Raw genomic sequence first — 25748 nt, 5'->3', positions numbered from 1 at the left:
GGCTAATGATTCTTAATGCTATAAAATAGCGGAAAAGCGCGTCTCTATACGGTAAGATATGGGACTTTGTCAGGTGTTGAGCACAATTTTTATGCCACAATCATCCCGTTATAGCGACGAACACGTTGAACAATTGCTATCTGAATTGGTCAGCGTACTGGAAAAACACCGTACCCCAACCGACCTTTCTTTAATGGTTTTGGGGAATATGGTAACAAATCTGATCAATACCAGCATTGCCCCCGCGCAACGCAAAGTATTGGCGCGTTCTTTCGCTGAGGCCCTTCAAGCTTCAGTACGTGAAGATAAAGCTCATTAATTTATCGGCCAAGACTGCAATCTCAATATGGTGACAAATCGTCAGCGCTATCGTGAAAAAGTCTCCCAGATGATCAGCTGGGGGCACTGGTTCGCCTTGTTTAACATCCTGTTCAGCCTGGTGCTGGGTAGCCGCTATTTGTTTGTTTCCGATTGGCCCTCATCGCTGATTGGCCGTATCTATGCCCTTGTCAGCTGGCTCGGGCATTTTAGTTTTATCGTTTTTGCTGCCTATTTATTGGTGATATTCCCACTGACCTTTGTGGTGATGTCGCAGCGGCTGCTGCGTTTCCTTTCAGCTGCCTTTGCGACGGCGGGTTTAACGCTATTATTAGTAGATACAGAGGTTTTCACTCGTTTCCACTTACACCTTAATGCTGTCGTTTGGGAATTAGTGATTAACCCAGACCAAACTGAGTTGGCGCGTGATTGGCAATTGATGTTTATTGCCGTGCCAGTTATTTTTCTGGTCGAGATGCTTTTCGGTACTTGGGCATGGCAAAAATTGCGCAGTCTCAACCGGCAGCGCTTTGTTAAACCATTGGTTGCGGTGTTTATTTCCGCATTCTTTGCCTCACATTTGATGTATATCTGGGCTGATGCAAACTTCTATCGCCCGATCAGCATGCAACGCGCCAACTTACCACTTTCATATCCGATGACGGCCCGTAAATTCCTAGAGAAACATGGTCTGCTTGACCAACAGGAATATCAGAGGCGCTTAGTCGAGCAGGGGAATCCAGACGCGCTGACGGTTGAATATCCTCTCAGCCCAATGACTTTTAGCGATAAAGGCAGTGGCTATAATCTGCTGTTAATTGTCGTTGATGGAATTCGTGTCGATAGCCTGCAAAAAGATATGCCAGCATTGGCCGAGTTTAGTCACTCGAATATTCAGTTTGACCGACATTACAGTTCGGGTAATCGCCAAGATACCGGTTTATTTGGCCTGTTTTATGGCATATCCCCAACTTATCTGGACGGTGTTCTCTCTGCCCGGAAACCCTCGGCATTCATTACGGCATTGAGTGCGCAAGGTTACCAGTTTGGCCTGTTCTCGTCCGATGGCTTTGCATCGCCACTTTACCGCCAAGCCCTGTTGTCCGATTTCACCTTACCGGCTCCCACAGAACAGACTGACAGCGAGACTACGGCGCAATGGCAACAATGGTTGTCAACCTTGACCAGTAATGCGCCATGGTTCTCATACATTAATCTGAATGGGGCCGCTGAAGCACAAGATCCTATCAAGGGTGAGAAAATTGCATCACCGAACAACTTTGTCCGTCACTATAAGGCGGGCGCACAAGATGTGGATCAGCAGATTGCAACGATTCTGGACACCCTGAAACAGCGTGGCCAACTCGATAAAACCGTGGTTATTATCACTGCTGCACATGGTGTCGAATTTAATGATTACGGTAATGATAATTGGGGGGCGGGTAGCAGTTTTAATCGTCAACAGTTGCAAGTCCCACTGATTGTCCATTGGCCAGGTACGCCAGCACAGACGGTGAACAAGCTCACTAACCACGAAGATATTATGACGACACTGATGCAACGGTTATTGCATGTTAAGACGGCATCGGAGGATTATTCACAAGGTGAAGATCTATTTGCCGCGCGACGTCATCATAACTGGGTTGCTACGGGTGATAACGGAATGTTAGTGATTACAACACCGACACAAACGATTGTGTTAGATAGTAATGGCCAATACCGTACTTATGATGAGCAAGGCAATGAAATTAAAGATGAAAAGCCGCAGCTCCCACTGCTACTGCAAGTACTGACGGATATAAAACGTTTTATTGCGAACTAGCTCTAAAATTCGGGCATTACGTGCTTAAAAAAACGGCAAACGTTTTTATCCGGTATTGCATTAGTCACTGTAAAATGTAGTATAAATGCCACTGTATCGGCATGTAGCGCAGCCTGGTAGCGCACCGTCATGGGGTGTCGGGGGTCGAAGGTTCAAATCCTTTCATGCCGACCAAAATACCTAAAGAAAACCAACCTGTTAGGGTTGGTTTTTTTGTTTGTGTGATAGGAACTGAACGTCGGGGTAGAAGGTCGCTCGATAGCACGCGACCTTGCCCTGATGACCTGCTATAAACCTAGAGTTGAGTAACGTTAAAGTTCTTCGCCGTTGGTCTCGATGACTTTTTTATACCAGTCGAAACTCAGTTTTCGCGAACGCGCCATCGTACCAGTGCCATCATCATTTTTGTCTACATAGATAAAACCATAACGTTTACTGTATTCACCAGTCGTGAATGACACGCAATCGATACAACCCCACGGGGTGTAGCCCATTAAGTCGACACCGTCTTCAAACACTGCTTTTTTCATCTGCTCAATATGCGCTTTAAGATAAGCAATGCGATAATCATCGTGAACCATGCCGTCATCGCCCACTTTGTCGATAGCACCAAAGCCATTTTCGACAATAAATAGCGGTTTTTGATAACGCTCATACAATACGCTGAGTGAATAACGTAAGCCGACGGGATCAATCTGCCATCCCCAGTCAGAGGCTTTAACGTGTGGATTTGGCACACTGCCCTCAAAACCAGACAATGAGTTACCGCTGCCGGGATTGGTCGCCGAAACTGCATTGCTCATATAATAACTCAGCCCCATATAGTCAGCACACCCCTCACGCAGCACTTCGAGATCGCCCTCTTCCATATGGATAGTAAAACCACGACGTTCCCATTCATTGAGAATATATGAAGGGTAATAACCACGCATATGGACGTCACCGAATAGATAACGCTCACGCATAGCTTCCACGGAATACATCATGTCGTCAGGGTGGCAAGAGAATGGGTATAGCGGCACCATGGCAACCATGCAGCCGATTTTGAATTCAGGGTTAATTGCATGACCCAATTTGACCACTTTAGCACTGGCAACAAACTGGTGATGCAGCACTTGGTACATTGTTTCTTCTGGATTTTCTTGTTCAGTGAACACCACGCCAGAGCAGCAATAGCCAAATAATGGGTATTTCCAGTTGCGCTGATTGTTAATCTCGTTGAACGTCATCCAATACTTAACTTTGCTTTTATAACGCTCCATGACCACTTCACTAAACCTAACGAAGAAGTCGACCACTTTGCGGTTTTTCCAGCCACCGTATTCTTTAACCAAGTGCCATGGCATTTCGAAGTGCGACAAAGTAATAACCGGTTCGATGCCGTATTTCAGCAGCTCATCAAACATATCGTCGTAAAATTGCAGGCCCGCTTCATTCGGTTGTAACTCATCACCCTTAGGGAAAATGCGTGTCCAAGCAATGGAAGTACGAAAACATTTGAAGCCCATCTCAGCAAACAATGCGATGTCTTCTTTGTAATGACCATAGAAATCAACGGCTTCATGGTTCGGATAGCGATAGCCTTCTAGCACACCATCCGTCATCACACGGTCAACGCCGTGCGCGCCGCCGGAAAGTACATCGGCGATACTTACCCCTTTACCCCCCTTATCCCAGCCACCTTCAACCTGATGTGCTGCGACTGCGCCACCCCATAAGAAATCCTTCGGTAATTGTTTGTAATTCATAACTTTCTCCCATAGTGCGGTAGGCAAGTACCCACCCTGAAAATAAAATTCAATGACGGGGGTCGCCCGCCTAAACATTAAGGCTATTTTAACCCTGATTCATTTGCGCCTGAGTAATAGGTGACGATGATGCTTTTTCCTCTACACTCTCAACCTCATCGGTAAAGCCAACCAGCCAAGTGAACACAGCACCCAATACGAAAGCGACAGTGATTGATATTAAGAAACCCAAGAATTGGGTCATATGCCCTTCTTTAAAGAAGACGGGCAGCACGGCAATACCCGGCAAACAGTAGCTCCACGACACCGCATTAAAACTTCCGGCGATAGCCCCACCAATTCCGCCCGCGGCACAACTGCACAGGAACGGTTTTTTCAGTCGCAATGCCACACCATAAATAGCCGGCTCGGTAATACCGAATAAAGCGGTAATCCCCGCCGACAGAGAAATACCTTTCATTTCGCTGTTTCGCGTTTTTAAGTAGACCCCAAACATAGCGCCGGCCATAGCGAAGACAGCAGAAGCTTGTAGACCAGTGAAAGTGTCATAACCCAGGGTTGCGTAGTTACCTACTGTCACCGGCGTGATACCCCAATGAACCCCTAACGTGACCAAGGGTTGCCAAAATGCACCTACCATAAACCCGGCAACTGCGGGACTAAGGTTATAAAGCGTGTTGTATACACCACCGATAGCGCCACCAATCAAATTACCTACTGGGCCGAAAACCAGCAGGGTTAATGGCACCATAATGGCAATACAGAACATTGGAGTGAACAGGTTACGCACAACCATCGGCAGGACACGTTCAAAAAAGCGCTGCACATAAGACATAGCCCAAACCATCAAGATAATCGGAATAACCGAGGCGGTATAGCTCAGGTATTGCACAGGAATACCGAAGAAATCCAGTGTCGGTGAAGACAAAGGGATACCTGCAATAGTATTCAAAATTTGAGCAACTTGTGGGTTATTCACGGCTTCATGCATTAATTGTTGAACCGCAGGATCCGCTGAATTGACAGTAACTATCTTATTGGCTGTCAGCATATTCATGTAATCTGGGCTGATCAGCGCACAGGCTGTAATCACAGCAGTAAACGGATTCACATTGAATTTTTTTGCCGCGGTAAAGGCCACCATCACTGGCAGGAAAGTGAACCCAGTCCAAGAGACAAAGTTCAAAATACGATAAGTACCACTAGCAGCATCCATCCAACCAATGGCTGCAAGGAAAGAAATAATCCCCTGCAAAATACCGCAGGCCGCTAACGGATAAAGGAAAGGTGCAAAAATACTGGAAATAATATCCATCAAACGACTAATAATACCGACTTTCGGTGCAGCAACAGCTGCACTTTCATCTATATTAATCAGGTTAGTGACATGTTTGTAGGCATCACCGACATGATTACCAATCACCACCTGCATTTGCCCGCCAGCTTCGATAACGGTAATAACACCCTTAACACGATTTAATTTTTCTTTATCGACCGCTTTATTATCTTTCAATATAAAACGTAAACGCGTCGCACAATGTGTGACGGTAATCACATTATTATCACCGCCGATATATTTAATAATTTCTTGAGCGGTTAATGAGTAATCAATTGCCATTATTAATCTCCTGTCAAGGATACTGAGTATAAGATAAACAGAGTATTAGCGATTTATTATTAATATTTTTGGTCGATTAAGACTGAAGTTTAACAAAAAGAGAATTGAAGTCACGATATAACAAAAGTCGTGACTTGGAATATGTAACATATAAAAAACACCTTGTTTTATGGCGTTTTTTCATTCATTAGCGGAGGGAGTTTCTTACCTATGGTTTCAATAATATACAACACAGGTATTTGGGTAGTAATATTATAATGACCTTCTAATACAATAGGTGGCATATGATAAGAGATATTTAAATCAGCCATCTTAGCCAATGTTGAATTATCACTATTGGTCAGGCTGATAATCTTACAGTTTTGCAAACTGAACTGATTAGCAATACGGATAATTTCTTCGGTCTCTCCAGAAACGGAGAGTATGATGGCAATCGCATCCTGATACATATCACTATTAATCGGGTAATAAGGATCATCAATGTATGTACTGTATTTACCAATATTAGAAAAGAATCGAGCACTATATTTACCTAATGCACCAGATGTGCCTATCCCAACAAAAATAATTCTCCGTGTTTGTGCTATTTGTGCTGCAGCCAGATCAAGTAGTTCATCAAATTCACTATTATTGATACTTTTAAAATAGTTAATTATTTCACTGATACCAAAACTAATCGGTGGTTTTTCGTCATGCTCTAAATACAGTTTAAAACGCACGCGGAATTCAGAGTAACCATCACAATTCATTTTTTTGCAAAAACGCAAAACGGTGGTAGTGGAAACACCAGCAGAATCGGCGAGTTCCCTGATAGTCATATACATCACTTTGTCAGTATTTTTTATGATGTAGTTATAGACAATCAGTTCCAGTTCGTTTAACGAAGATATTTCTTGATAGGTAAACATACTGGTCCCCGAAAAACGATGTAATGGCTTAAGATATGGGAATTTAGCATGAAATGAGGAGCGTCACGAGGGGATTGATGAAGATTGATAAGGGTTTTATCGGGGGAATAGAGATAATAACCAATTGACGGGATACCGGGCAATTAAGCCCGGTTTTATTGTCTAATTAAGCCAATTTGTGTTTACACTTCCGGCGGCCATGCGGGCACGCGATAACCTTGATTTACCGCTTCAATCAACAGCCATTGTGGAAGTTCGGGCAACTCAATCAGCGGCCAGCCTTCCTGCCTCGGCCATGCGCGATATGCTGCGCGGATCGTGGTTAATTCGGAACGTTGTGCCTCAGTCAATGGCGTGTCGCCAATCGAGTAATCACTGACCATCATGGGATCGGTGGCAATAATAAAATTATCACGGTGAGAGCGAGCTTTTGCCGCTAGCTGGTCGGGGGTTAGCGGTGGAATTTGAATATCCACCCAACAAGGCTGGGCGTTATCGATGCCGATTTCTTTCCCTGCTGGGGCTGCATTGGTGTATTGGTCATAAATATCCTGCGTGACTTCTATTGCATCACTGGGCCATGACTCGGCCGCAATATAGCGCGGTTTCATTTCTTCACGGTACAGACCAAGTGTGGCGGGTGAAAAATAATATTTCATGGTTAATGTCCTATTGCGTAGATATCAATGCCGCCATAGCCGCCGACAGGGGCATAAGTATTGGTTGAGCCGACGGCGTAAACCCGTCCGACAGGTAGAGAACCTGCGGCCGATGATGACAAATCCGCAGTACCGGATGAACCATCCATCCCCCAAACGCCTAAACACTCAATCGGAAATGGGGTTAACCAGACAGCGTTAATCGTTGCTGATGGGCCGGGAGTGACCACCGTACATTTTTGCAGTAAAAAACCGTTGGGTAAGGTCAGCGTCCACTTGCTGCTATCGGCATTTTTGACAAATGACCACGCGCTCATATCGGGTATTTGTCCCGCACCGGTTCCGACATTTTTGGTTGCCGCAGTCCCCAAACCAAGGTTTGCGAGAGCAGTAGCAACCGCTGCGGCCCCGGCATTTTTAATCTCCGAAAGGTTATTCGCTGTTTTTAAAAATCCACCGTCAGTGATTAATTTAGTGACGGCGGTTGCTACTTGATCAAACTTATCGCTATCAGGTTCAATACCTGCGGAGATCAAAACATTAATCAATTCACGTTGAATGGTATTAAACCATTCAGCCGGTAATATCGTTGGGGGAACACCGGCAGCAACATTGCCGTCGGTAAATTCGCCATTGTTGTCGGCGCGCGTATTAGGAATATCGCCAATTTTTTGCATAGAAAATCCTCACTAGTGAAAGCGATCTGTATCGATAATTAATTAACTGATATATATCCGAATGAATTGGTGTTGCAGCTAGCGGCGCTGAAGCATCAAGTCATAAGGGTATAGCCGAACTTCAAATTTGTATGAGACGGATTTAATACCGCTAATCTGCATTCAAGTTGTTTATTACCCCATGAACGCAGAGGGTCGCTGCAATAAGTTAAGCCACATTGAGCATAATGGATGGTGGTTTCCGGCGCGGTAATGAGCCAAGTAAAGGGCCACTCTTCGCCGTTAAGTGCATCATGACAAACTGCCATTCCTGCACAAGCTTGCCGATATTGAGTGACCGTAATGGAATAACCCAGGGCTTTTGCGACTCGAATAAAATAAGCCGCTGACTGCCCCCCCATACCAAACAATTTAGACACCACGGCACGCTGGCGTTGGATCATGCTATCGACTTCACCGATGGCGCACAGATCCGGTAGCCCCAAGGCCGCTTCCCACTCCGGCAACATCGCCGTAGCGGTTGCCGGAAAAGCGCCAGATAACAAATCTTGTGCATCTTCATCACTGCGCCGATAAGCACTGGCTAATGCCCGTAAAACTTCAGTTTGCACCCCATCAGATCGTCGTGGCCAAACCAAACCCATTGGCATTAATGCCTGCAAAGCTTCAGTATATTCACTGACAGAATAGCGGCTCATAAGTAGCTCACTGTACCCCTAATGGGGAGTTTACCGGTTTGCAGCTCAATATTGGCTGCCGGAGATTGCATAATAAACCCCCCAGTGCCAGGGACTTCCCCAATGGCCAACAACAGTGATGACCACAGAATTTTGCCACCGGGCTCGCCCTCAGCGAAAAAAACCTCGTCGATCGCGGCATTGATGGCGGCCGTGGTGGTGCCATCTACATGAGAAATGCCGCTGAAGACGAAATCAATGGGTTGTGCGATGGGAGCGCAGACATATACCAAGGCAATAATGGGTTGCTGCGGATAAATAGCATCGGCTACCCGCCTCTGATCTCCCGTGGCTTTGACGGCCCCCCACTGTTCGAGTGAAGAAATGCCGTCACTGCCCTGCGGGAAGCCAGCGTAATCATTATCATCACACATGATATAGACTCCGACTGTGCCGGCCCCCATCAAGCGCCGTTTAACCCAGCATCGCGTCACTCCCGGTGCTGCCAATGCCCAAGATTGATAGTCTGTGTCATTACCGCCTTGCGGAATGTTTTGGTAAGCCAATAACATTCGCGAGCGAAAGGCATCTTCAGATTCAATGTCTGCCCCCCCGGTGATTTTACTCAGTGCTGTAGCAGTAGCTTGCACCCCCTCAATAGCAATATCGAGTGTCAACACGGTTCCTGCTGCACTGTTCCCTCGGTTGCCACCGCCTGTCGCATCCTCCAGTGGGCTAGGTAAAATCGCGGTAATTCTACCGATTGCGTTGCCATCAGCGGCGATCGTCACGGCATTATCGAGTTGATACTGATAGCCATCAGCCCGATTAAGACGCCGCCCGGCAGGAATGACCCGCCCGGCAAGACCACCGAAACGCACATCAGTACAATTGGCTGGATTCGCTGCTTTGCGAAACACATCTTTTAGTGCCGCCCAGGCCGCAAGATATTCATCGCTCGCATTGTAGGGGGTCGCTTGCCGGGCAATATAATCAAGATAACCGTAATGCAGATGTGCCATTCCGGCATCTGCGTCACTGATCACGCCAATATTAGAAAAACGCAATAAATTACCACCCGTTTTCAGTTCCGATTGCATATAGGACTGATTTCGTTGCCGTAATTCGCTTAAGGTGGGTCGATTAAATGGCATGAATTATTCCTCCCATACCCATGAAAATTTAACTGAAGATTGAGTTTTGTCTGGTTGCTGGTACGCAATAGCAAGCAACAATGTGTTGGGGTACATGATTTGTGCGCGAACGGTGATTACAGCCACAACGGCATCCTCGATCAGCCATGCCAACGCTTCCCGCGCATAGTCCTCCGCTTTGATGGCAATCTGGGTGGTCAGTTTTTGTCGCCGTAATAACCAAAGTCGCGAACCTATCGCGGATACCGCATCACTGTCCCCCCACCAGCCCCGACGATCATCGCCATCGATATCATCATCAACCCGAGCTAGGCGATCGGTGAATAAACTCAACAAAATGGCAGTATGCAGATCATCCCCCTCTAGCAATCCACCATGGCCTGTCCGCCAATCCCCCAGAGAGGCATCGACATCCCAAACTGTTTTAATATCCGTTGTCATCGCACCACCTTAGCGGGTGCCTCACTGGTGAGTGTTGCACTACCCGACTGTACGTTTTTGAGTTGATGATTGTGGCTGTTATAGGTATCTCGCAAGGTTTTAAGTGTCGTGGTATTACTGCCTGCGTTATCCACAATATCGCCACTCACTTCTAATAGCGGGGTATTTAGCCTCACTTTTACCGATGCATTTACCGTCACGTCAGTAGCGTTATTCACGATCACTGGCTGATTATTGGCCTCAATGATTACCCCACTTTCCGTCAATTTGATAAACTGCCCCCATTGAGAGTAAATCACTGTTTCCCCGGAGTTTAATTCTCTATGCCGGTAAGAGGGATGATTAGAGGCAATGATCATACCGCTGGAGCGATCGCCCCCCAGAAACCCCATCACCACATCACTACCCGCCGGTAATCCTGACGAAAAGCCGAATTCAGCTAGCCGTGGTGTGTCACTGTGAACTTCCAGTGAGGTCTGATACTGCACGGTTTGTACCCCCTCACTGTCATCAAAGGTAGCGGCTCGCCCGATCCCCAACAGCATTTTTATCTGTCGGTATAGAGTCGAGAATTGTCCACTGACATCATGCATATAACCCCCTGTTTCATTTGATTTTGTAGGGCTGAAGAGCAAAAGCCTCTGGGGGCATCAGCGTCATAGTTGCCACTGTGCCCTTAGCGTCTTTTAGATAAATCACCTCCGACAACAGCCATAACTCATCTTTTAGCCCCAAAGCTGGAATGGAGATAGGAATCAGTGAGTTGGTCTCCCAGAGTCGGTGCTCGCGATCGCGCCAGCTATCAACTTGCACCTTAAGGGCTTTAGAGCGGCCATTATTGCGGTTGATGCTCCAATCGAGGCTATTTCTCACCAAATCGGGTGAGTCCATGGTGCTTTCGACGATAACTATTTTGTTTCGATAACGGGTGGGAAACTGTTCAGCCAGTTGTGTATCCTGCTTTTTCACCAAAGCCGAGGTGTTATTGCCGCCCGAAGCAGAACGGCGGGCGACAGTATTGCTCGACAGGGTTACACCGGTGTAGTCAATAAAACGTTGATTAATATCCGTATGCAGGTTTGCACTCAGAATATTGACTCCCTGTTCTACGCCACTAGCCGCTTTACATGTACCGACACGAGTGAGGTATAAATTGCCATCTGGTTGGTCGTAATAGAGCAGTGCTGCCCAGCGGGTTGCATGCTCAATGACCGCCTGCGCGGTTTCTCCCCAGTTAAGGGTGAATTTCGGCACTACCACCAAATCGGTAACGTCAGAGGTCACCTTAATGCCATAAGGATCGGCCAATTTTTGTGCAATTTGCAATACCGTGGACTGACTGATTACGCTGTTGGGCCATTGCGCAGAGCAATCGACCAAATCCTGACACTTGCTCCGCCCCTTCGCAGTAACCTCACGACTGGTGGCCGTGATGGTGCTATCCCAGCTGTCGATATAGCCGGTCAAGACGGCATCGTTGCCCAGTTTGACCACACAGGGATCTCCGGGGTTTATCCATTGCAGTCCTTCACTGCCGGGATAGCGATCCATCAATGACAGTTCAAAACTACTGGGTAACGTTTCAATGCCTCTGGTGACCTGAATTTTACTCCAGCCGGTGATTGCCCTGCCGCCCACTTCTAGTGTTAAGTCATCGTTTACCCATTCATCATTCATAGGTTCAATGCCTTAAATCTAATGGGCATAAATGCCGGATGAATAGGATTGGCCATTTTCACTAACGCCTCTGCGCGAGAAGCATCTTGATACAACCGATTTGCCAGCATCAAAGCAGGCAGCGCACGAGTAAAACTTACATCGCCAACCCGCGATAAATTCGCTCCTGCTTGTTGCAAACGCAACACAATGGATTCCCGCATCAACATCAGTGAACGGTATACATCATCATTTCCACTATCGGCAGCAGCCAGCGCTCGGTTATCAATGACTTCACACACCCGTCCTAAAATGGTCACCGCATCGTCATAGCTTTCCGGCTGATATTGCGCTGCAGCATAAACCATCCCCCCAGCACACAATGTCGCCATTAATTGATGACTGGCATCGGCAACTGCCGCCTCACTTTCATTGGCACGAAAGGTGTCGTCTTGCATTGTTGCCAATATTTCCATCATGCGAATCACATCTAAGATACTGACACCGCTGTTTTGCAATGCATTCACCAGCGCCAACAGCTTACTGGCATGGGCATCAATGCTATTGGCATCAAGCAAGTCATTTACTGCAAAATTAACTGCCGACTGCCCTTCAACCGCTAATGCCAGCCGCTGCGATACCAAGAGTGCGAGGTCCGCAGTATCACTTGTCAAATTGACAGTTTGTGTCGCCCCTGAACTGCTGCCCCCCACGGTGCCGTGGTGATAGCGGCCATACCGCTTGCTACCGAAGGTTGAGCGTAACGCATTTCCCAAATTGCTGGCCTCATTGGCGGTGCTTGTTACCATCCTCCCCCAAAATGCCGCCGTATTTTTCAGCGTTTTTATCGCCTGAGTCGCAGAGCGCATCTCACCCTTTACTGTGGCAATAAAACCGGCAACCGCTTTGGCACTCAAACCCAGCCAGGAAGATTGGATTGATGCCCCCATCTCTGCCGCACCAGTGATGGCGAAAGCGCGTAAGCCGGATTCATGCGCCTTTATAGTGAATGAAAATATCCGCCCAGCGGCGGTATTCTCATCAATCTGCAATTCACTCACACTGACGGCCATTTCGCCGAGAGTTGGGTGTACTAACGTCCCCGGCCCTTGCATTTCACATGCAGCAATCAATGAATCACGCTGAGTCATCACATCTGGCGCGGTATAAATCTGGCTGTTTTGCACCAGAAATCCCGTTAGCACAATGCTCCGAGCGCTACGGCCGAGATCTTCGATATAGCTGGTATCACGATAAGGGTAACTGTGCACCGCCTGACGCCGGCCAAAAGTATCAACACTTTTATTGATGACAAAAGGTACACCGCGAAACGAGGCTTGATGTAGATGATCCGACCATTGCCAGTTGTCATCACCGCCACCGAGTAGCGTGGATAAGGTATCGCCGATAAGTGACATTGCGTTCTCCTGTTTAGGATTCTTACGATAGAAAAGCAAAAACCCGCCGAAGCGGGTGATGACAGAAAGGAAGGGAAATGACTCGCGTAATTACATTGGCATGACCATGGCGTAGCTAATCCGCCCGCCTCCCTGCGCCTGAATCTCTGACGTTTCACCCGTCCGGCTATCAATAAGTGTCAGTTCGATCTCCACTCGGTTATTCTGCATAGCAGTCGCAATAACATCGGCAATCACATCAGCATTAAAGCCCCCCGTCGCCTCAGAATAAATAGGCGATATATTGGTAACATGACTGACGATATTGTCGTTGGGTGATGTAGCTGGCTCTATCGAATAAGTATCACGTATATCAGAATCACTAACTTGGCTGTTATCACTCATCCAAATATCATCAATACTCTGATTAAATCGTTCTACTTGCTGATTAAGATTAGCCTGTGGATAAGGAGTTTGACTAATAGTACTATCAGCTACTGGCGAGCCTATTCTTTGCGTATTTTTCTTTAAAGCTTCGTGTTCATGCATTTTTTTCTTAACACTGCCTGATATTCCAGGAAAGTTAAGCATGAAAAGCTCATACGTATTAAGTTTATCTAGAAAATCAGGATCACTCTGTGCTTGTTGTTTCTTTAATAAATTATAGCCATCTATATTCATCCAGTTTGTAATAAATGAGCTTTCATCAAAGTCATAAGCGATTAAATCAGCAAACCGGCCTGTTATATTTGCAAGAATATCATCAAATAAAAATGGGCTAGTTACATTGTTATTAAACTGCTGCAACCATCCCTCTTTAGCCGCTTTTAGTGTGGTTTTTTCATGCTCCAAAGTGACTGCTTTTTTGTTATATTCAGGATCGACATCAAGTCCGAAAGTTTTAACTCGAGTAAATAAAGAGTTAAGATCAGTGCCTTCACGTGGCAATAGCATTTCATTACTGTCGAACTCAATGACATTATCTAATTCGCTCTTATCTCTTGGTGACAATGGTGCATAAGCAGTAGCATAATTTGTCATCGTTTTAGGAGCATCAACGGTGCCATTATCATTGAGGATAATATCGATTTTATGCTTAGTGAATAATTCAGATGCCGGCTTATTATGGCCCCAAGCTATATCATTGAGCCTTTTATATAGTTTCTGTGTGGATTTGATGGCCTCAATATTATCAACACCACGAATTCTCATGGCACCAGTAACATCACCGAACTGTTCAACAGGCACTCCAACACCTTGAGCTGCATTGTTAACAATGAGTGCATTACTTGCACCTTTATTTATTAAGCCTAATAATTCAGAACTAATGGTATAGGCTGTATGTACACCATTAGCAAGCTTATAAGCCTTAACCATGGCCCCCGGAATTTTTTTATACGCCGGTATTTTACCCCCAGCGATATCGTCCAAAGGTGGAATCCCATCAATACTGTTTTTATCAGCCATTTTTGCCAGCCTTAATTTTATTAATCCGCTCGGCCTGCTGACACCACCACATTAATTTACTGTAGGTCAGGGACCAGGCATCGCCCGGCCCCCAGCTATAGTAGTAAGTGACGTCAGCGATTATTTCGCGCCATCGTCCCCCATTGGGGAGTAGGCTAAAAAACCCATCATGTAGACCTCGCAAGCTTTGTAGTCGGTAAAAGCCATCTTTTTGATAGCTTCACGCGGCACCCCAGACACCAATGCAATCAACAATCCCATACCACTGAGCGAGCCGGTTTTGGTTTGCTCATCGTAAAATTGCTGCACTTGCAATAACGTCGGCTCGCTGAGTTCGACCACCTCATAGGTGGTCTTAGTGGCCTCGTGCGAGATGGGTTTCACTAGCGAAATGGTTTTACTGCGATCCAATTCAGCCATCTTAGTTCTCCGTCACCGAACCGCCTTCCCAACTGACATCAACTGTACCTTCGGTGCTATCCACCACCAAAGTACTAACCGACCACATACCACTGCCGATAATGGTTTTGCCATTAGCTAATTCACACACGATATTGACATTAGTTTGGTCATTGAAGTCACTGATGGAAACACCGCCGCTGTCGCGGATAGTGCAAGAAATTGACGGTGCAACCACGGTTTCTTTATAGCCATGAATGCCATCCATCCCCATCACGGTTTCGCGTTTCACTTTTGATGGGCTGTATTTGAACTGACCAGCTACCATAATCGTAATGCCATCAACAGTGACATAGGCAGTACCCGCCAGACGGTTTGAAGAATCGCTCATAATTTATTTCCTTATTTATTGTTAAAATGTTGAGAGTTAAACAGCCGCTTGCAGGCGGAATTGATTAAGTACTGCAAAAATACGCAGTTGGTTAATCAGCACCCCAGTCCACAGCACATCAACTCGATTCGGATTACTGGCGTTTTTCTCAACAATCAACCCACGAGCGAAACCTTTGGCATCCTGCACGTAGCCGTTAAATTCCAATGTTTGATACTGGGCAATCAGTTCAGCGCGGATCACATTCGGAGCAATAATGGCCGAACCCGGAGCAAAACGGGTGCCATCGGCGGCCAACTTCATGCGAGCAAACTTAGAGGTTACTTGCGTGCGCAGATAACGGGTGACAAACATCAGTAAGAACAAAGTTTCGATTTGCAGGTAACTATCATCTTCAGTACCGTATTTATTGGTCTGATAAGTCGTGATGATATTTTCCACTTGAACCTTGCCGTCATCCGCCACTGTCACCGTGGAAATACCGCTGTGCAGTAAGTTATTACGTTCCGTCAGCGTGAAACGGCTGGACAATGGTGGCGCCAAGACGCCGCTGATAGCCAGTGTTTGCAGTGGGCGACCTGGATCATTGCGCAGACTTTGTGCAATAGCGCCCACATAAGCCGCCGACCAAATGTAGGCCGGTGTCGGTGAGTGATGAACACCCAACAGTGAAGCATGCTGATCATTACGTAGTTCTCCGGCAGCCGTCAGTTGACCATAGGTGCCAGATTGCGCGGCGAAACTGTGCCCATACAGTTGTTGGCTATAGCTCCAGCGCCCCGTGCTATCGGAAAGGAAAGATTGAATAGCATCCAATGACGCTGTATCGGTGTAGGGGTTGATGATGAAATCAAAGGTGCGATCCTGTAAATTCGCCAAACCACTCGCCAGCTCTGGCGCCCCTGCGCCACCGGCCATTGGGGTCATCGTTAGCATCAAACTCTCTGGTGTTGCTTCCCCACCAGCGCTGCCAAGATAGTTCAGACGCAAGTCAATGTTATTGCCATGCGCACCTTTGTTCTTTGCCGCTAAGACGATAACGCCCCCTTCAGATGCCTGCTCCTCGGTATGAACAACCGTCACTGGCAATTCAGGCTGACTCTCAATTGCCGCAGCCAGTGCCGCAGCAACCGTGGCCACATCATCCGTCGCCACGACAGTGGTTTGTACCCGAATACCGCCGATGTAGAGCGAAATCACTCCCGTCGCCGAAGCGGGCGTAGTCACAGTGATTTTACCGGTGGCTGCCACCATGGCATCAGTTTCACTCAGGGAAAGCAGATAGATTTCACCCGCCGTGTCGTTTGCCAGATAGGCCGCCATTTGCCCATGCAACATCGAGCCGGCTCCCGCCAAACCAGCAACCGTCGCTGTGGATGAAACCAGTACCGGAACATTGGCGGGCAAAGTGCTTTCCGATAATGTTTGTCCAATAATCAATGTGCGCTGGGTAGTGCTCGCCGTGTTGGCTTGAGAGTTATCAAACTCTGCAAAAAACAGCGGCGTGCGCAGATTACTTGGGATATTAGTGAAAGGAATGCTCATAGTTTTGTACTCTCCATTGTTGATACTTCAAATGCAGACACCACTGATTTAGCGGTTATCTGCACCACATCACCGTCTTGAATGCGACGATGCCAAAATGCGTTATCAGGAACCTCAGTACCGAATTTAGGCAAAAAGGTGCCCTTGACCGGATCGCGCACCGCGCGGCCAGCCGTAGGTTTTACGAACATAGAGTTACTCCGGGAAGGTAATGGCGATCAGCGGATCTGTGGTGCCATCGGGCATAGAAAGAGTGACGTCAATGCCCTCCAATGGGGTAGTTTCCAGCGGGAAGAAATCCTCCGGCCCTTGGTAATATTCAAGATCCAACTCCATTTTAACTTCAGCAAAATGCTGCTCACTGCTAGTGTCGATGCCCATGGTGGTGCGCACCTTGGCGAATTGCTGAATCTGACGAGTCAGCTCATAACTGTTGATAACCGCACGTTGAATTTGCTCACACAAACGTTCAAGCGCGGATGCTGCTTCAGTGACCCGATTTATCGCCTCGCTCAGTTGGATATGTCCACTGATTCGCAAGGTCGTCATGGTCTTAAACTGCGGCGCATGCCGACCAATGGACTCTTTAACTTCCATCGGCGTTTGCAACAAAATGGCCGGATACGTGGTGACTGGCCATGCGTCAGTTGAATAGACTCTGCCTTCAGCATCCGTTTTTCCCACTAACGCGGCGGCGGCCAGTTGCCTGATTTGAGTTGCATTCATGATTCCACCTGACAAAAAGTACATATTCCGATATCAATCCATGCCATGATTATTCTCCTGATAAATAGTTGCCCGTAGGGGATAAAACGTTAACGAGACCCAACGTCATTCGAGCCGCAGATCCGCTGTAAACCACTCAGCGCAAGAAGTCATTCAAGTGAATTCTCGCCGCTAACGTACCGAAGACTTCAAGGGCGAAGGGTTGCACGCCAAGAGATAATTTCATCTAACCGCCCTTTACAGATGCGCAATTCCCGTTTCAGGGCCAGAGCATAGAGCGCACTGTCCCCCCATGTTGAACCGGTAAATTCGGGAATTTCACATTCCGTCATTGCCGACTCTGGTGGTAGTAGCACCGGAGTTTTGGCTAAAATTGTGCCGGGTTTATTCGCGCAAGATGTTAATACCAGACTCAGGCATACGGTGAGCAGCGCAACTATCAGTTGCTGCCGCAGCCGCAAAACGCTTGAGACGATCTTCAGTTTCATGTCGTAACGTCCTTTCACTTTCCAACTGTCTGGCAACAGCGGCTCGATTCGCCGCATCGTTTAACTGATAGGCATCGATGATGTTCCCTAGCGTTTGATTCACTACTTGCTGGGCTTGCAGCTCTGCATATACTTGCCGCTGTTTAGCACTCAGGCGAACAGCATTTGCCATCAGACCGAGCAGCAATAACAGCAGCGCTACCGCCGTGACGATTCGCGTCTTCATTTACTCTCCTGCGTGCTATTAGTGATTTGCGGCGGCATCAAACAGAGTTCACGTTCAATCTCGCGGCGATTGACCAAGCCCTGCCAACGTTTTCCCCCTGCCATGATCCAGCGCCGTAATTCGTCGCATGCGCCAGCAATATCTCCGCTATTCAATTTCTTTAATAAGGTTGAATTGATAAATGCGGTGCTGCCGACGTTGTAGGTAAAGGAATAGAGTGCAGCACGGGTGTAATCCCCCAAAGGGACATGCACTGCACTATCTACCCGCTGCTTTACTGGCAGTAAGTCCTGTTGCAGCAATGCATCACATTCCTGGTCGCTGTACTGTTTATGGCGAATAATGTCTTTGCCAGTGTGCCCATCGCACACCGTCAACACCCCCGCAACATCATAATAAGCACGGTATTGACGGCCCTCGACCCCCTCATGCCCACCAAGTAGAACACTCGCAATAGCAATTGCACCGCCAGCGATCGCACCAACTATTTTGTTACGCAATGCTGGCGTCATCTCAACTCTCCATCTTATTTAATGCGTCATTGCATACTGCAATAGCGGCTGGAATATTCTCGGCTGTTTTGTTTTTCAGAAAATCACGTAAAATCTCAGTTCTGCGCTGTTCCTCTTTAATTATTGCGTCCTTTTCACGCAGATTGACGTAATACGTTTTGATGGTGAATATGACGCTAATTACCGTGCCGAGAATAAAGATGTAATCCTGTAAACTCAGAGCCGAGAATAATGCCAGTGCGCCTGTCCACCAATAGGGTAGTTGATTTTGTTCATTCATTTATAACCTCCCTCCCTGACCCACCGGCATATATAATCAACAGAAACAGGAAAGCCCCGACATTGCGGGGATTTCCTGTTAGTTAATCAGTATGTAATCAAGCAGTGGTATCAGACTAATATACTTTTTGGGACCGCGTTAGCTTTTTTTAATTATTTTTAATTTTATTTTCTTTCATTAAAAATAGAAAATACAAAAACAAAAAAATCCTGCCAAAGCAGGATTTCAAATAATTAGTCTTACGTAACCGACTAACCACTCATTTCAGACTAATACACTTTTCGCGGACCGCGTTAATGTTTTTTCATAAATATGTAAGTTTTCGATCAACGGATCCATTTCTAATTTCACATTCAACATTGCCAGACAACCATCAACAAAACCCTCCGCCATTTGCATATTAATCCTTACCAGCTTTTCATCTCTTTTTTGCTGGCGTGCAATCGCCCGTTTTGATTGATTAAGAACATAATGACGGATAATTAATTCATATTCTTCTGGCCGATATTGTTTTAGCCTAGCAACACAACCATCCACCACTAAACCATCATCATCACAACAGGATGCTTTGCTTTTCGAAGTATCAGGAAGCAGGCCTTTGAAACCGGCAGCGATGGAGGAATAATCCAGCCCTGAGCTGCATCTTGCCCACACACCCCAGCGGGCAAGTACTAATTGAATGTCTCTTATGCCCTGGTTCTTCTGGCTGGTGTTTCCGGCTTGCGGACTGTTGATTGAACTCATATATAGCTACTCCACAAAGGCGGGGCCACACGGTGACACCTCAACCTATCAATTGTTCAACAACGGAAACCACCGGTAAATAAGGCCGCCGTCTTCTTGTGATAACCAGAGCAACTCACATCGCGTAGGCTTGTAGCACTGCAGAGAGTGCCTGTTACCGATGCGATTCTATGCGTTTCTCTTATATATTTTGATTGATTATTACCGCAAGTGATTTTATAGTCAATACCGCAGGTGATTGGATATTATTGCTAACGGTAATAAAATTGACTCATGAAAAAGAAGCCACTGACGCCAGAACAGTTAGACGACGCTAAACGGCTGAAAGAGCTGTTTAATGCCAAGAAAAAAGCACTGGGTATATCCCAAGAGTCTGTTGCGCACGAATTGGGCGTGGGGCAAAGTGCCGTCAACCAATTCTTGAACGGCATCAATCCGCTCAATGTGACCAACGCTGCTGCTTTCGCGAAAGTACTGAATGAGCCTATCAGTAGCTTTAGCCCCTCATTGGCAAAAGAGCTGGCAAAGATGGCCGAGAGCCTATCGATCCCGACTCGCGGTGGGCTAAATGACAAACCGGTAGGCTCTGTCGCCAACAGTTACCCACTGATCAGTTGGATCAGCGCGGGTAATTGGTATGAAGCAATAGAGCCTTATACCCTGCGTGATATTGAAATTTGGCCAGAGTCGACCAAGAATGCGCATGACAGTGCCTTTTGGTTGAGTGTCAAAGGCGATTCCATGACCTCACCGTCGGGCATCAGCTTTCCAGAAGGCATGATTATCCTCATCGACCCAGAAAAAGAACCGATGCCGGGTAATTTTGTTGTTGCCAAATTAACAGATGACAACGAAGCCACATTTAAGAAATTAATTGTTGATGCTGGCGTTAAGTACTTGAAACCATTGAATCCAGCCTACCGTTTAATCGAACTTAATGGTAACTGTAAGATCCTTGGCGTCGTCGTTGATGCCCGCTGGTTGGAAATAGATTAGCCAAAAGCATCTATTTTTGAGAACGCACTCTCACGGCAAAAAATTTAAATTATCTATATAAACAAGCAGATAAATTCACACAAAAAAAATAACCGCCAGTTATTATCCAATAAATCACCTGCGGTTATTTTTCAATAACAAAAACCACTCATTAAACAGAAAGTTAGCTTGTTCTCTCGCTAAAATGACTAAAATCCTATTGCCTCACACTTAAAATACTGTATATTAAAACAGTATTATTTACTCAGGAAAGAACCCATGCGAGTTGAACTAATCTACGACAAACGTAATGTTGCTGGCCTTGCCAATGCGAATGAAATGATTAAGACCGAACTAACCAAGCGAGTGCATCAAGTATTTCCAGATGCCGACGTTAGGGTCAAACCAATGCAGGCTAACGGCATCAACACGGATGCGAGTAAACAAGAGAAATCAGTACTCAACCGCTTAGTTGAAGAAATGTTTGATGAGGCAGATGAGTGGTTAGTCAGTGAATTCTGAGAAAATTAAAATCTGTTAAACTGACTCAGTGATATTCTTTATTATCCTAGAGACATTATTTAGTGATAAATTAATTTTTTTGATTTTCTTTTAATCTTTATTTTAAAAAATTAATACTTTATCGATATTAGGTTTCCTTACAGAAACGTAAACAGAGTAAAGGTTAATAATGAAAATCACGCTAATCACTAAAGAAAGTGTTTGTACATTAGCATTACTGCTGGCGAGCCATACTGCCGCCGCAAACCAGCAAAGTCATATCACAAATAATGTTATTGTCAGTACCTCACTAGGTTTATTAAATTCAGAATCTCGTGAATTTGTTTACAATGTGCCAGGTAATGGTCGTAAATTAAGCCAACTAGATTGGAAGGCAAAAAACACACCTATTATTAAAGCTGAGATCTCATGGGATTTTTTATCTCGATTGACATTGAGTGCTAGAGGCTGGAGTACATTAACATCCAGTCATGGGTTGATGGATGATTATGATTGGCTTAATTCAAAACAAACCCAATGGTCTCATTGGTCCCACCATGAAAAAAGCAACTTAAATTATGCCAATGAAATGGACGTCAATGCTAAGTTTTGGTTTTTACAGCAACATAATTACCGAATTTCCTTAATGTATGGTTACCAGCGGTATAATAATAGTTGGACAGCATATGGTGGGCACAGCAATTATACAAAACCGCAACCTGATGAAGTTGCAGGTCTCGGTTATAAACAAAAATTTGATATGCCCTATGTCGGGTTAGCGAGTCATTATCGCTACCAGGATTACGAATTTAATACCTTAGTGAAATATAGCCGATGGGTTAATGCTCAAGGTCATGATGAGCATTACTTACGCAATCTTTCATTCAAAGATAGCAGCAAAAAATCACGTTATTACGGCATTGTTATTAATGCTGGTTATTACATCACTAACAACACTAAATTATTGATTGAAGCCGCCTGGAACCGCTACTCCGAAGGGAAAGGGGGCACACAAATACTTGACCGCACCACGGGTGCTTCAGCCAAATTCTCTGAAGGTTCGGGAATATCTCATCAAAATCAAAGTATTAGTGTCGGTTTGCAGTATACGTTTTAATCTTTCTGAAAGAGTATAACTACACATATTCAGCATCAATCCTGCCTCCTTTATGCTTACGGATTGGTGCTAATCTTTATTTTTATCTCCCTATTTTTTTCAACTTTACCCCGTGTCAACGCAATACCTTCAAGATCAAAAAACGATCAAGTTAATGTTTTTATTAGAAATTAACATCAACAAAATCCTTCTATATTGTCACCATCACATAAAAAATAATTAACAATGGTGCATAAATTACACTTTGTAACCGTGACTCAGCTCAAGTTTTTCTAAACCACGCCGTTACTTGAATCATGCCTTCCCTTCTATTTAGGACGCTCTATGCTTGATTCTATTCGTTCACGTATCTTGGCTGCCTGTATCTTCATCGTGGCGGGTTCTTTGGCCATTAACACTTACTTTAACTATTCAGTTGCTAACAAATACAATAGTCGTGCCATTGATAATACCCTCACTGCGGTAACAGCGAGTCATGGTGTAGGAATTGCAGATTGGGTTGCATCTAAAACCCAAATGATTGTGTCACTGAAAGACAGCGCACTGGCAGCAGACCCAACGACCGCACTACGCCAAGTTGCCGCCGCCGGTAACTTCATTAACGTTTATATTGGTTACGCCAATAAGACAGCTATCTTTTCTAACCCTGATGGTATTCCCGCAGATTACGACCCCACTGGCCGACCTTGGTATTTACAAGCAGTGAAAGCAGGCAAACCCGTGGTCACTCCCCCTTATGTCGATGCGGGAACCAACCAGCTGGTGGTCACTTTTGCATTGCCGATTAATCAAGATGGACATGTTAAAGGGGTATTGGCTGCCGATGTCACCATGGATAGTGTGATTGCTAATGTAAAATCGATACACCCGACTGATGATAGCTTCGGCATGTTAATTGATGCCGATGGCACAATCATCGCGCATCAAGATGCACAACTAACCCTGAAACCCTTAAGTGAAATTGCCCCCTCACTGGACTTGAACGCACTGTTGACGGCAACGAAGCCCATGACTGTCGATATTGGCGACAGCAGTAAGTTGCTACTGGCACAAGCCGTCCCAGGTACTCAGTGGTTTACCGTTGTCGCATTGGACAAAGCTCAAGCCACGGCGGGCATGCGCTCATTGCTGACAACATCTTTGGTCACTTTAGTTGTTATTATTTTGATAGCGACGGTTATCATTGGTCTGATTACTCAGCGTGCATTAGCTCCCCTGACCCATGTGCACAAAGCCATGGATGCAATCAGTTCCGGCACCGAAGATTTAACTCAGCGTTTGCCAATAGAAGGCCGTGATGAAGTGGCCAAGATAGCCCTTTCATTCAACAACTTTGCCGACAAACTCAGTGCGGTTATGGCGCAAATTCGTGACACTAGCGAGTCGGTACGGATTGCAGCCAATGAAATAGCAGCAGGTAATCAGGATTTGTCAGGTCGAACAGAATCAGCGGCCGCCAGTTTGCAACAAACCTCAGCCGCATTAGAACAAATCTCGGCAACTGTGGCTCAGTCAGCCAGTGCGGCAAGGCAAGCCAATACCGCAGTGCTCTCTGCTGCAAATGATGCCTCTCGCGGAGGGGATGTTATTGCGAAAGTAATCACAACCATGGAATCGATTGAGGCCGCATCTGGCAAAATTGGCGACATCACCAGTGTCATTGACGGTATTGCATTCCAAACCAACATATTGGCGCTGAATGCCGCTGTAGAAGCGGCACGCGCAGGTGAGCAAGGCAGAGGTTTTGCCGTCGTGGCAGGGGAAGTTCGCACACTGGCGCAACGCAGTGCGCAAGCAGCAAAAGAAATTAAAACATTGATTGAATCAACTGTCAGCAGCGTAGCTTCAGGTTCTGGTCAAGTCCGTCAGGCCAGCAACACCATGACCGAAATTGTCGGTAGCGTATCTGACGTCACCACCATTATGTCAGAAATCACTAATGCCGCTGATGAGCAAATGCGTGGCATTCATGAGATCAATAGCGCGGTCGCGCAATTGGATACCATGGTGCAACAAAATGCCGCACTGGTACAGGAATCAACCGCAGCATCTGCAGCGCTACAGGCCCAGGCGGCAGATTTAACTGGGGCGGTGAACCAATTCAAAATCTAGTCCATCAGACCTGTAGTTTCAGCGGGCTATCATCAGCCCGCTGAAATTCCCCTATTCCAGCACGATGCATGCACCAATCTTAATGGGTACAAAATTATCTTGTGGAATACCTGCTTCAGTTAAGGCCATTTTCAATTGTTGTGGCGGCTCATCCAGAGATTCATCAGCCAATTCAAAAACCCCCCAATGAATTGGGACTGTTATCGGCTGCTGTAATTGCGCAAATAAATGTACTGATTGCTGCGGATCCATATGCTGTGCATTCATAAACCAACGTGGAGCATAAGCGCCAATGGGGAGGGCCGCATAATTAAATGGCCCTAACCTTTCACCGATTGCTAGCAGTTGCTGACAATAACCAGTATCACCGGTGAAATAGAAGTTAATCTCATCGCGCTTAACGACCCAACCCGACCACAAACTTTGATTCCGATCCCACGGCGTGCGCATGCTCCAATGGCGCGCAGGAACACAATGAAACTCAAATTCAGCGGCCTGATGCTTATCCCACCAATCTAACTCATGGACATGTTTAGCTCCATGGTGCACGAACCAACTTTTTAGCCCGAGTGGTGCCAAAAAAATCACCTCGGGGAAGCGACGAATGAGTTGGGTAATCGTCGTGACATCCAGATGGTCGTAATGGTTGTGGGAAATAACGACAACATCAATATGCGGTAATTCCTTCACACTGGCGGGTGCCGGAGTTCTGCGCGCAGGCCCGTAAAAATTGAGAGGGGAAGCACGACAAGACAGTACCGGGTCAAACAATACCGTTTTCCCCGCGACACGTAACAATAGAGAGGCATGACCCAACCACCATAAGGCATCTTGCTGGCCGCTGAAATCTGCCGATTGCCACCAGTCAGCAACAAACTGCGCATAGCCTTGTTGCGGGGGTTTGGGTAGTGACTGACGTTTACGCTCTTCGCGCCAGCGTTTTAAATCCTGTGGATGGTGGATGACGGGTTCCAGATTCTGAAATCCAAACTCAGTGTGGTGTGGCTTACTGGCATCATAATACGGGTTTTTCTTCGCCATCTTACATCCTTCACTACTGCTGATATTTCAGACTATTGATTAAAATCTTGCCACCTTTGTCACGGTGATGATTGCCGTAAGCGTGCATTATCGCTTATTCGTATTCTTATGGATATTTTGTTTTTTTGCCGAATATTTCCTCTATCCAC

General features: G+C 46.2%; 28 protein-coding genes, 1 tRNA gene and 1 pseudogene. 7 read left to right on the top strand and 23 right to left on the bottom strand.

Features of this window, described 5'->3' with window-relative positions; genetic code table 11:
• Window positions 1–91 precede the first annotated feature (91 nt).
• The 3 genes from ACIOG0_RS07905 to ACIOG0_RS07895 all read left to right on the top strand — a co-directional run bounded on the left by ACIOG0_RS07905 (window position 92) and on the right by ACIOG0_RS07895 (window position 2314).
• On the top strand, window positions 92–319 hold the full coding sequence (locus ACIOG0_RS07905; protein ID WP_002208836.1) for a YejL family protein: 228 nt from the start codon (window positions 92–94) through the stop codon (window positions 317–319).
• Window positions 320–346: 27 nt separating this feature from the next.
• A complete protein-coding gene (gene yejM / locus ACIOG0_RS07900; protein WP_050097030.1) occupies window positions 347–2140 on the top strand; it encodes an LPS biosynthesis-modulating metalloenzyme YejM in 1794 nt (597 codons plus the stop codon).
• 97 nt (window positions 2141–2237) lie between these two features.
• Window positions 2238–2314, top strand: a tRNA-Pro gene (locus ACIOG0_RS07895).
• A 137-nt stretch (window positions 2315–2451) separates the two neighbouring features.
• On the opposite strand, the gene ACIOG0_RS07890 is transcribed toward ACIOG0_RS07895, so the two are convergent.
• The 22 genes and pseudogenes from ACIOG0_RS07890 to ACIOG0_RS07785 all read right to left on the bottom strand — a co-directional run bounded on the left by ACIOG0_RS07890 (window position 2452) and on the right by ACIOG0_RS07785 (window position 19799).
• The gene (locus ACIOG0_RS07890) at window positions 2452–3888 is read right to left on the bottom strand and encodes a 6-phospho-beta-glucosidase (protein ID WP_128450894.1); all 1437 of its coding nucleotides are present in this window, start codon (window positions 3886–3888) and stop codon (window positions 2452–2454) included.
• A gap of 88 nt (window positions 3889–3976) precedes the next feature.
• Window positions 3977–5506 (bottom strand): PTS transporter subunit EIIC, encoded by a 1530-nt coding sequence (locus ACIOG0_RS07885; protein ID WP_050096972.1) that lies wholly within the window; start codon window positions 5504–5506, stop codon window positions 3977–3979.
• A 167-nt stretch (window positions 5507–5673) separates the two neighbouring features.
• Window positions 5674–6414 (bottom strand): MurR/RpiR family transcriptional regulator, encoded by a 741-nt coding sequence (locus ACIOG0_RS07880; protein WP_050096971.1) that lies wholly within the window; start codon window positions 6412–6414, stop codon window positions 5674–5676.
• 182 nt (window positions 6415–6596) lie between these two features.
• Complete coding sequence (locus tag ACIOG0_RS07875; protein ID WP_050096970.1) at window positions 6597–7073, bottom strand: phage tail assembly chaperone; 477 nt, start codon at window positions 7071–7073, stop codon at window positions 6597–6599.
• Between the two features lie 341 nt (window positions 7074–7414).
• Window positions 7415–7750: pseudogene (locus ACIOG0_RS07870) on the bottom strand (phage tail protein); the annotation flags it as partial.
• A gap of 95 nt (window positions 7751–7845) precedes the next feature.
• The gene (locus tag ACIOG0_RS07865; RefSeq protein WP_050096968.1) at window positions 7846–8448 is read right to left on the bottom strand and encodes a YmfQ family protein; all 603 of its coding nucleotides are present in this window, start codon (window positions 8446–8448) and stop codon (window positions 7846–7848) included.
• Entirely contained in the window at window positions 8445–9581 is a 1137-nt protein-coding gene (locus tag ACIOG0_RS07860; RefSeq protein WP_050140432.1) for a baseplate J/gp47 family protein, read from the bottom strand. Before ACIOG0_RS07860 ends, ACIOG0_RS07865 begins: the two co-directional genes overlap by 4 nt.
• 3 nt (window positions 9582–9584) lie before the next feature.
• Window positions 9585–10022 (bottom strand): phage GP46 family protein, encoded by a 438-nt coding sequence (locus ACIOG0_RS07855; protein ID WP_050096966.1) that lies wholly within the window; start codon window positions 10020–10022, stop codon window positions 9585–9587.
• A complete protein-coding gene (locus tag ACIOG0_RS07850; protein WP_050295305.1) occupies window positions 10019–10615 on the bottom strand; it encodes a phage baseplate assembly protein in 597 nt (198 codons plus the stop codon). Before ACIOG0_RS07850 ends, ACIOG0_RS07855 begins: the two co-directional genes overlap by 4 nt.
• Before the next feature lie 13 nt (window positions 10616–10628).
• Entirely contained in the window at window positions 10629–11699 is a 1071-nt protein-coding gene (locus ACIOG0_RS07845) for a phage baseplate assembly protein (RefSeq protein WP_050096964.1), read from the bottom strand.
• Window positions 11696–13096 carry a DNA circularization protein gene (locus ACIOG0_RS07840; RefSeq protein WP_128450895.1) on the bottom strand — a complete coding sequence of 467 codons (1401 nt, stop codon included), beginning with the start codon at window positions 13094–13096 and terminating at the stop codon, window positions 11696–11698. Before ACIOG0_RS07840 ends, ACIOG0_RS07845 begins: the two co-directional genes overlap by 4 nt.
• 90 nt (window positions 13097–13186) lie before the next feature.
• Complete coding sequence (locus tag ACIOG0_RS07835) at window positions 13187–14542, bottom strand: hypothetical protein (protein WP_128450896.1); 1356 nt, start codon at window positions 14540–14542, stop codon at window positions 13187–13189.
• Between the two features lie 120 nt (window positions 14543–14662).
• Entirely contained in the window at window positions 14663–14962 is a 300-nt protein-coding gene (locus ACIOG0_RS07830) for a phage tail assembly protein (protein ID WP_050096961.1), read from the bottom strand.
• Window position 14963: 1 nt separating this feature from the next.
• The gene (locus tag ACIOG0_RS07825) at window positions 14964–15332 is read right to left on the bottom strand and encodes a phage tail tube protein (protein WP_004708659.1); all 369 of its coding nucleotides are present in this window, start codon (window positions 15330–15332) and stop codon (window positions 14964–14966) included.
• Window positions 15333–15368: 36 nt separating this feature from the next.
• A complete protein-coding gene (locus ACIOG0_RS07820) occupies window positions 15369–16877 on the bottom strand; it encodes a phage tail sheath subtilisin-like domain-containing protein (protein ID WP_128450897.1) in 1509 nt (502 codons plus the stop codon).
• Window positions 16874–17068, bottom strand: coding sequence for a DUF2635 domain-containing protein (locus ACIOG0_RS07815; RefSeq protein WP_050140427.1), 195 nt, complete (start codon window positions 17066–17068; stop codon window positions 16874–16876). Before ACIOG0_RS07815 ends, ACIOG0_RS07820 begins: the two co-directional genes overlap by 4 nt.
• 4 nt (window positions 17069–17072) lie before the next feature.
• The gene (locus ACIOG0_RS07810; protein WP_050096958.1) at window positions 17073–17603 is read right to left on the bottom strand and encodes a hypothetical protein; all 531 of its coding nucleotides are present in this window, start codon (window positions 17601–17603) and stop codon (window positions 17073–17075) included.
• Between the two features lie 188 nt (window positions 17604–17791).
• Window positions 17792–17935, bottom strand: a complete 144-nt coding sequence (locus ACIOG0_RS07805; protein WP_164908305.1) for a hypothetical protein — start codon at window positions 17933–17935, stop codon at window positions 17792–17794.
• Window positions 17936–17987: 52 nt separating this feature from the next.
• Window positions 17988–18317, bottom strand: coding sequence for a DUF2570 domain-containing protein (locus tag ACIOG0_RS07800; protein WP_128450899.1), 330 nt, complete (start codon window positions 18315–18317; stop codon window positions 17988–17990).
• On the bottom strand, window positions 18314–18829 hold the full coding sequence (locus tag ACIOG0_RS07795) for a lysozyme (RefSeq protein WP_050140426.1): 516 nt from the start codon (window positions 18827–18829) through the stop codon (window positions 18314–18316). Before ACIOG0_RS07795 ends, ACIOG0_RS07800 begins: the two co-directional genes overlap by 4 nt.
• A 1-nt stretch (window position 18830) precedes the next feature.
• A complete protein-coding gene (locus ACIOG0_RS07790; protein WP_128450900.1) occupies window positions 18831–19109 on the bottom strand; it encodes a hypothetical protein in 279 nt (92 codons plus the stop codon).
• Window positions 19110–19373: 264 nt separating this feature from the next.
• Complete coding sequence (locus ACIOG0_RS07785) at window positions 19374–19799, bottom strand: antiterminator Q family protein (protein ID WP_260653986.1); 426 nt, start codon at window positions 19797–19799, stop codon at window positions 19374–19376.
• Window positions 19800–20126: 327 nt separating this feature from the next.
• On the opposite strand from ACIOG0_RS07785, the gene ACIOG0_RS07780 reads away from it, so the two are divergent.
• The 4 genes from ACIOG0_RS07780 (at window position 20127) to ACIOG0_RS07765 (ending at window position 24558) form a co-directional block, all read left to right on the top strand.
• Window positions 20127–20849 carry a LexA family transcriptional regulator gene (locus tag ACIOG0_RS07780; RefSeq protein WP_050096953.1) on the top strand — a complete coding sequence of 241 codons (723 nt, stop codon included), beginning with the start codon at window positions 20127–20129 and terminating at the stop codon, window positions 20847–20849.
• 258 nt (window positions 20850–21107) lie between these two features.
• Window positions 21108–21350, top strand: coding sequence for a DinI-like family protein (locus ACIOG0_RS07775; RefSeq protein WP_050096952.1), 243 nt, complete (start codon window positions 21108–21110; stop codon window positions 21348–21350).
• Between the two features lie 169 nt (window positions 21351–21519).
• Window positions 21520–22446 carry an omptin family outer membrane protease gene (locus ACIOG0_RS07770; RefSeq protein ID WP_050096951.1) on the top strand — a complete coding sequence of 309 codons (927 nt, stop codon included), beginning with the start codon at window positions 21520–21522 and terminating at the stop codon, window positions 22444–22446.
• Window positions 22447–22770: 324 nt separating this feature from the next.
• Window positions 22771–24558 carry a methyl-accepting chemotaxis protein gene (locus ACIOG0_RS07765; RefSeq protein WP_128450901.1) on the top strand — a complete coding sequence of 596 codons (1788 nt, stop codon included), beginning with the start codon at window positions 22771–22773 and terminating at the stop codon, window positions 24556–24558.
• Window positions 24559–24609: 51 nt separating this feature from the next.
• Here ACIOG0_RS07765 and ACIOG0_RS07760 read toward each other — a convergent pair whose 3' ends face one another.
• A complete protein-coding gene (locus ACIOG0_RS07760; RefSeq protein WP_164908306.1) occupies window positions 24610–25599 on the bottom strand; it encodes an MBL fold metallo-hydrolase in 990 nt (329 codons plus the stop codon).
• Window positions 25600–25748: the final 149 nt, after the last annotated feature.

The organism is Yersinia vastinensis (assembly GCF_044905075.1).
Classification (GTDB): Bacteria; Pseudomonadota; Gammaproteobacteria; order Enterobacterales; family Enterobacteriaceae; genus Yersinia; species Yersinia vastinensis.
Note: the sequence above shows the minus strand (reverse complement) of the source record. Positions and strands in the feature narration are given on the sequence as shown.

Bases quoted from the DNA above. Each gene is read 5' to 3' on its own strand.
- ACIOG0_RS07905 (WP_002208836.1), top strand. From the start codon at position 92: ATGCCACAATCATCCCGTTATAGCGACGAACACGTTGAACAATTGCTA.
- yejM (WP_050097030.1), top strand. From the start codon at position 347: ATGGTGACAAATCGTCAGCGCTATCGTGAAAAAGTCTCCCAGATGATC.
- ACIOG0_RS07890 (WP_128450894.1), bottom strand. From the start codon at position 3,888: ATGAATTACAAACAATTACCGAAGGATTTCTTATGGGGTGGCGCAGTC.
- ACIOG0_RS07885 (WP_050096972.1), bottom strand. From the start codon at position 5,506: ATGGCAATTGATTACTCATTAACCGCTCAAGAAATTATTAAATATATC.
- ACIOG0_RS07880 (WP_050096971.1), bottom strand. From the start codon at position 6,414: ATGTTTACCTATCAAGAAATATCTTCGTTAAACGAACTGGAACTGATT.
- ACIOG0_RS07875 (WP_050096970.1), bottom strand. From the start codon at position 7,073: ATGAAATATTATTTTTCACCCGCCACACTTGGTCTGTACCGTGAAGAA.
- ACIOG0_RS07865 (WP_050096968.1), bottom strand. From the start codon at position 8,448: ATGAGCCGCTATTCTGTCAGTGAATATACTGAAGCTTTGCAGGCATTA.
- ACIOG0_RS07860 (WP_050140432.1), bottom strand. From the start codon at position 9,581: ATGCCATTTAATCGACCCACCTTAAGCGAATTACGGCAACGAAATCAG.
- ACIOG0_RS07855 (WP_050096966.1), bottom strand. From the start codon at position 10,022: ATGACAACGGATATTAAAACAGTTTGGGATGTCGATGCCTCTCTGGGG.
- ACIOG0_RS07850 (WP_050295305.1), bottom strand. From the start codon at position 10,615: ATGCATGATGTCAGTGGACAATTCTCGACTCTATACCGACAGATAAAA.
- ACIOG0_RS07845 (WP_050096964.1), bottom strand. From the start codon at position 11,699: ATGAATGATGAATGGGTAAACGATGACTTAACACTAGAAGTGGGCGGC.
- ACIOG0_RS07840 (WP_128450895.1), bottom strand. From the start codon at position 13,096: ATGTCACTTATCGGCGATACCTTATCCACGCTACTCGGTGGCGGTGAT.
- ACIOG0_RS07835 (WP_128450896.1), bottom strand. From the start codon at position 14,542: ATGGCTGATAAAAACAGTATTGATGGGATTCCACCTTTGGACGATATC.
- ACIOG0_RS07830 (WP_050096961.1), bottom strand. From the start codon at position 14,962: ATGGCTGAATTGGATCGCAGTAAAACCATTTCGCTAGTGAAACCCATC.
- ACIOG0_RS07825 (WP_004708659.1), bottom strand. From the start codon at position 15,332: ATGAGCGATTCTTCAAACCGTCTGGCGGGTACTGCCTATGTCACTGTT.
- ACIOG0_RS07820 (WP_128450897.1), bottom strand. From the start codon at position 16,877: ATGAGCATTCCTTTCACTAATATCCCAAGTAATCTGCGCACGCCGCTG.
- ACIOG0_RS07815 (WP_050140427.1), bottom strand. From the start codon at position 17,068: ATGTTCGTAAAACCTACGGCTGGCCGCGCGGTGCGCGATCCGGTCAAG.
- ACIOG0_RS07810 (WP_050096958.1), bottom strand. From the start codon at position 17,603: ATGAATGCAACTCAAATCAGGCAACTGGCCGCCGCCGCGTTAGTGGGA.
- ACIOG0_RS07805 (WP_164908305.1), bottom strand. From the start codon at position 17,935: ATGACGGAATGTGAAATTCCCGAATTTACCGGTTCAACATGGGGGGAC.
- ACIOG0_RS07800 (WP_128450899.1), bottom strand. From the start codon at position 18,317: ATGAAGACGCGAATCGTCACGGCGGTAGCGCTGCTGTTATTGCTGCTC.
- ACIOG0_RS07795 (WP_050140426.1), bottom strand. From the start codon at position 18,829: ATGACGCCAGCATTGCGTAACAAAATAGTTGGTGCGATCGCTGGCGGT.
- ACIOG0_RS07790 (WP_128450900.1), bottom strand. From the start codon at position 19,109: ATGAATGAACAAAATCAACTACCCTATTGGTGGACAGGCGCACTGGCA.
- ACIOG0_RS07780 (WP_050096953.1), top strand. From the start codon at position 20,127: ATGAAAAAGAAGCCACTGACGCCAGAACAGTTAGACGACGCTAAACGG.
- ACIOG0_RS07775 (WP_050096952.1), top strand. From the start codon at position 21,108: ATGCGAGTTGAACTAATCTACGACAAACGTAATGTTGCTGGCCTTGCC.
- ACIOG0_RS07770 (WP_050096951.1), top strand. From the start codon at position 21,520: ATGAAAATCACGCTAATCACTAAAGAAAGTGTTTGTACATTAGCATTA.
- ACIOG0_RS07765 (WP_128450901.1), top strand. From the start codon at position 22,771: ATGCTTGATTCTATTCGTTCACGTATCTTGGCTGCCTGTATCTTCATC.
- ACIOG0_RS07760 (WP_164908306.1), bottom strand. From the start codon at position 25,599: ATGGCGAAGAAAAACCCGTATTATGATGCCAGTAAGCCACACCACACT.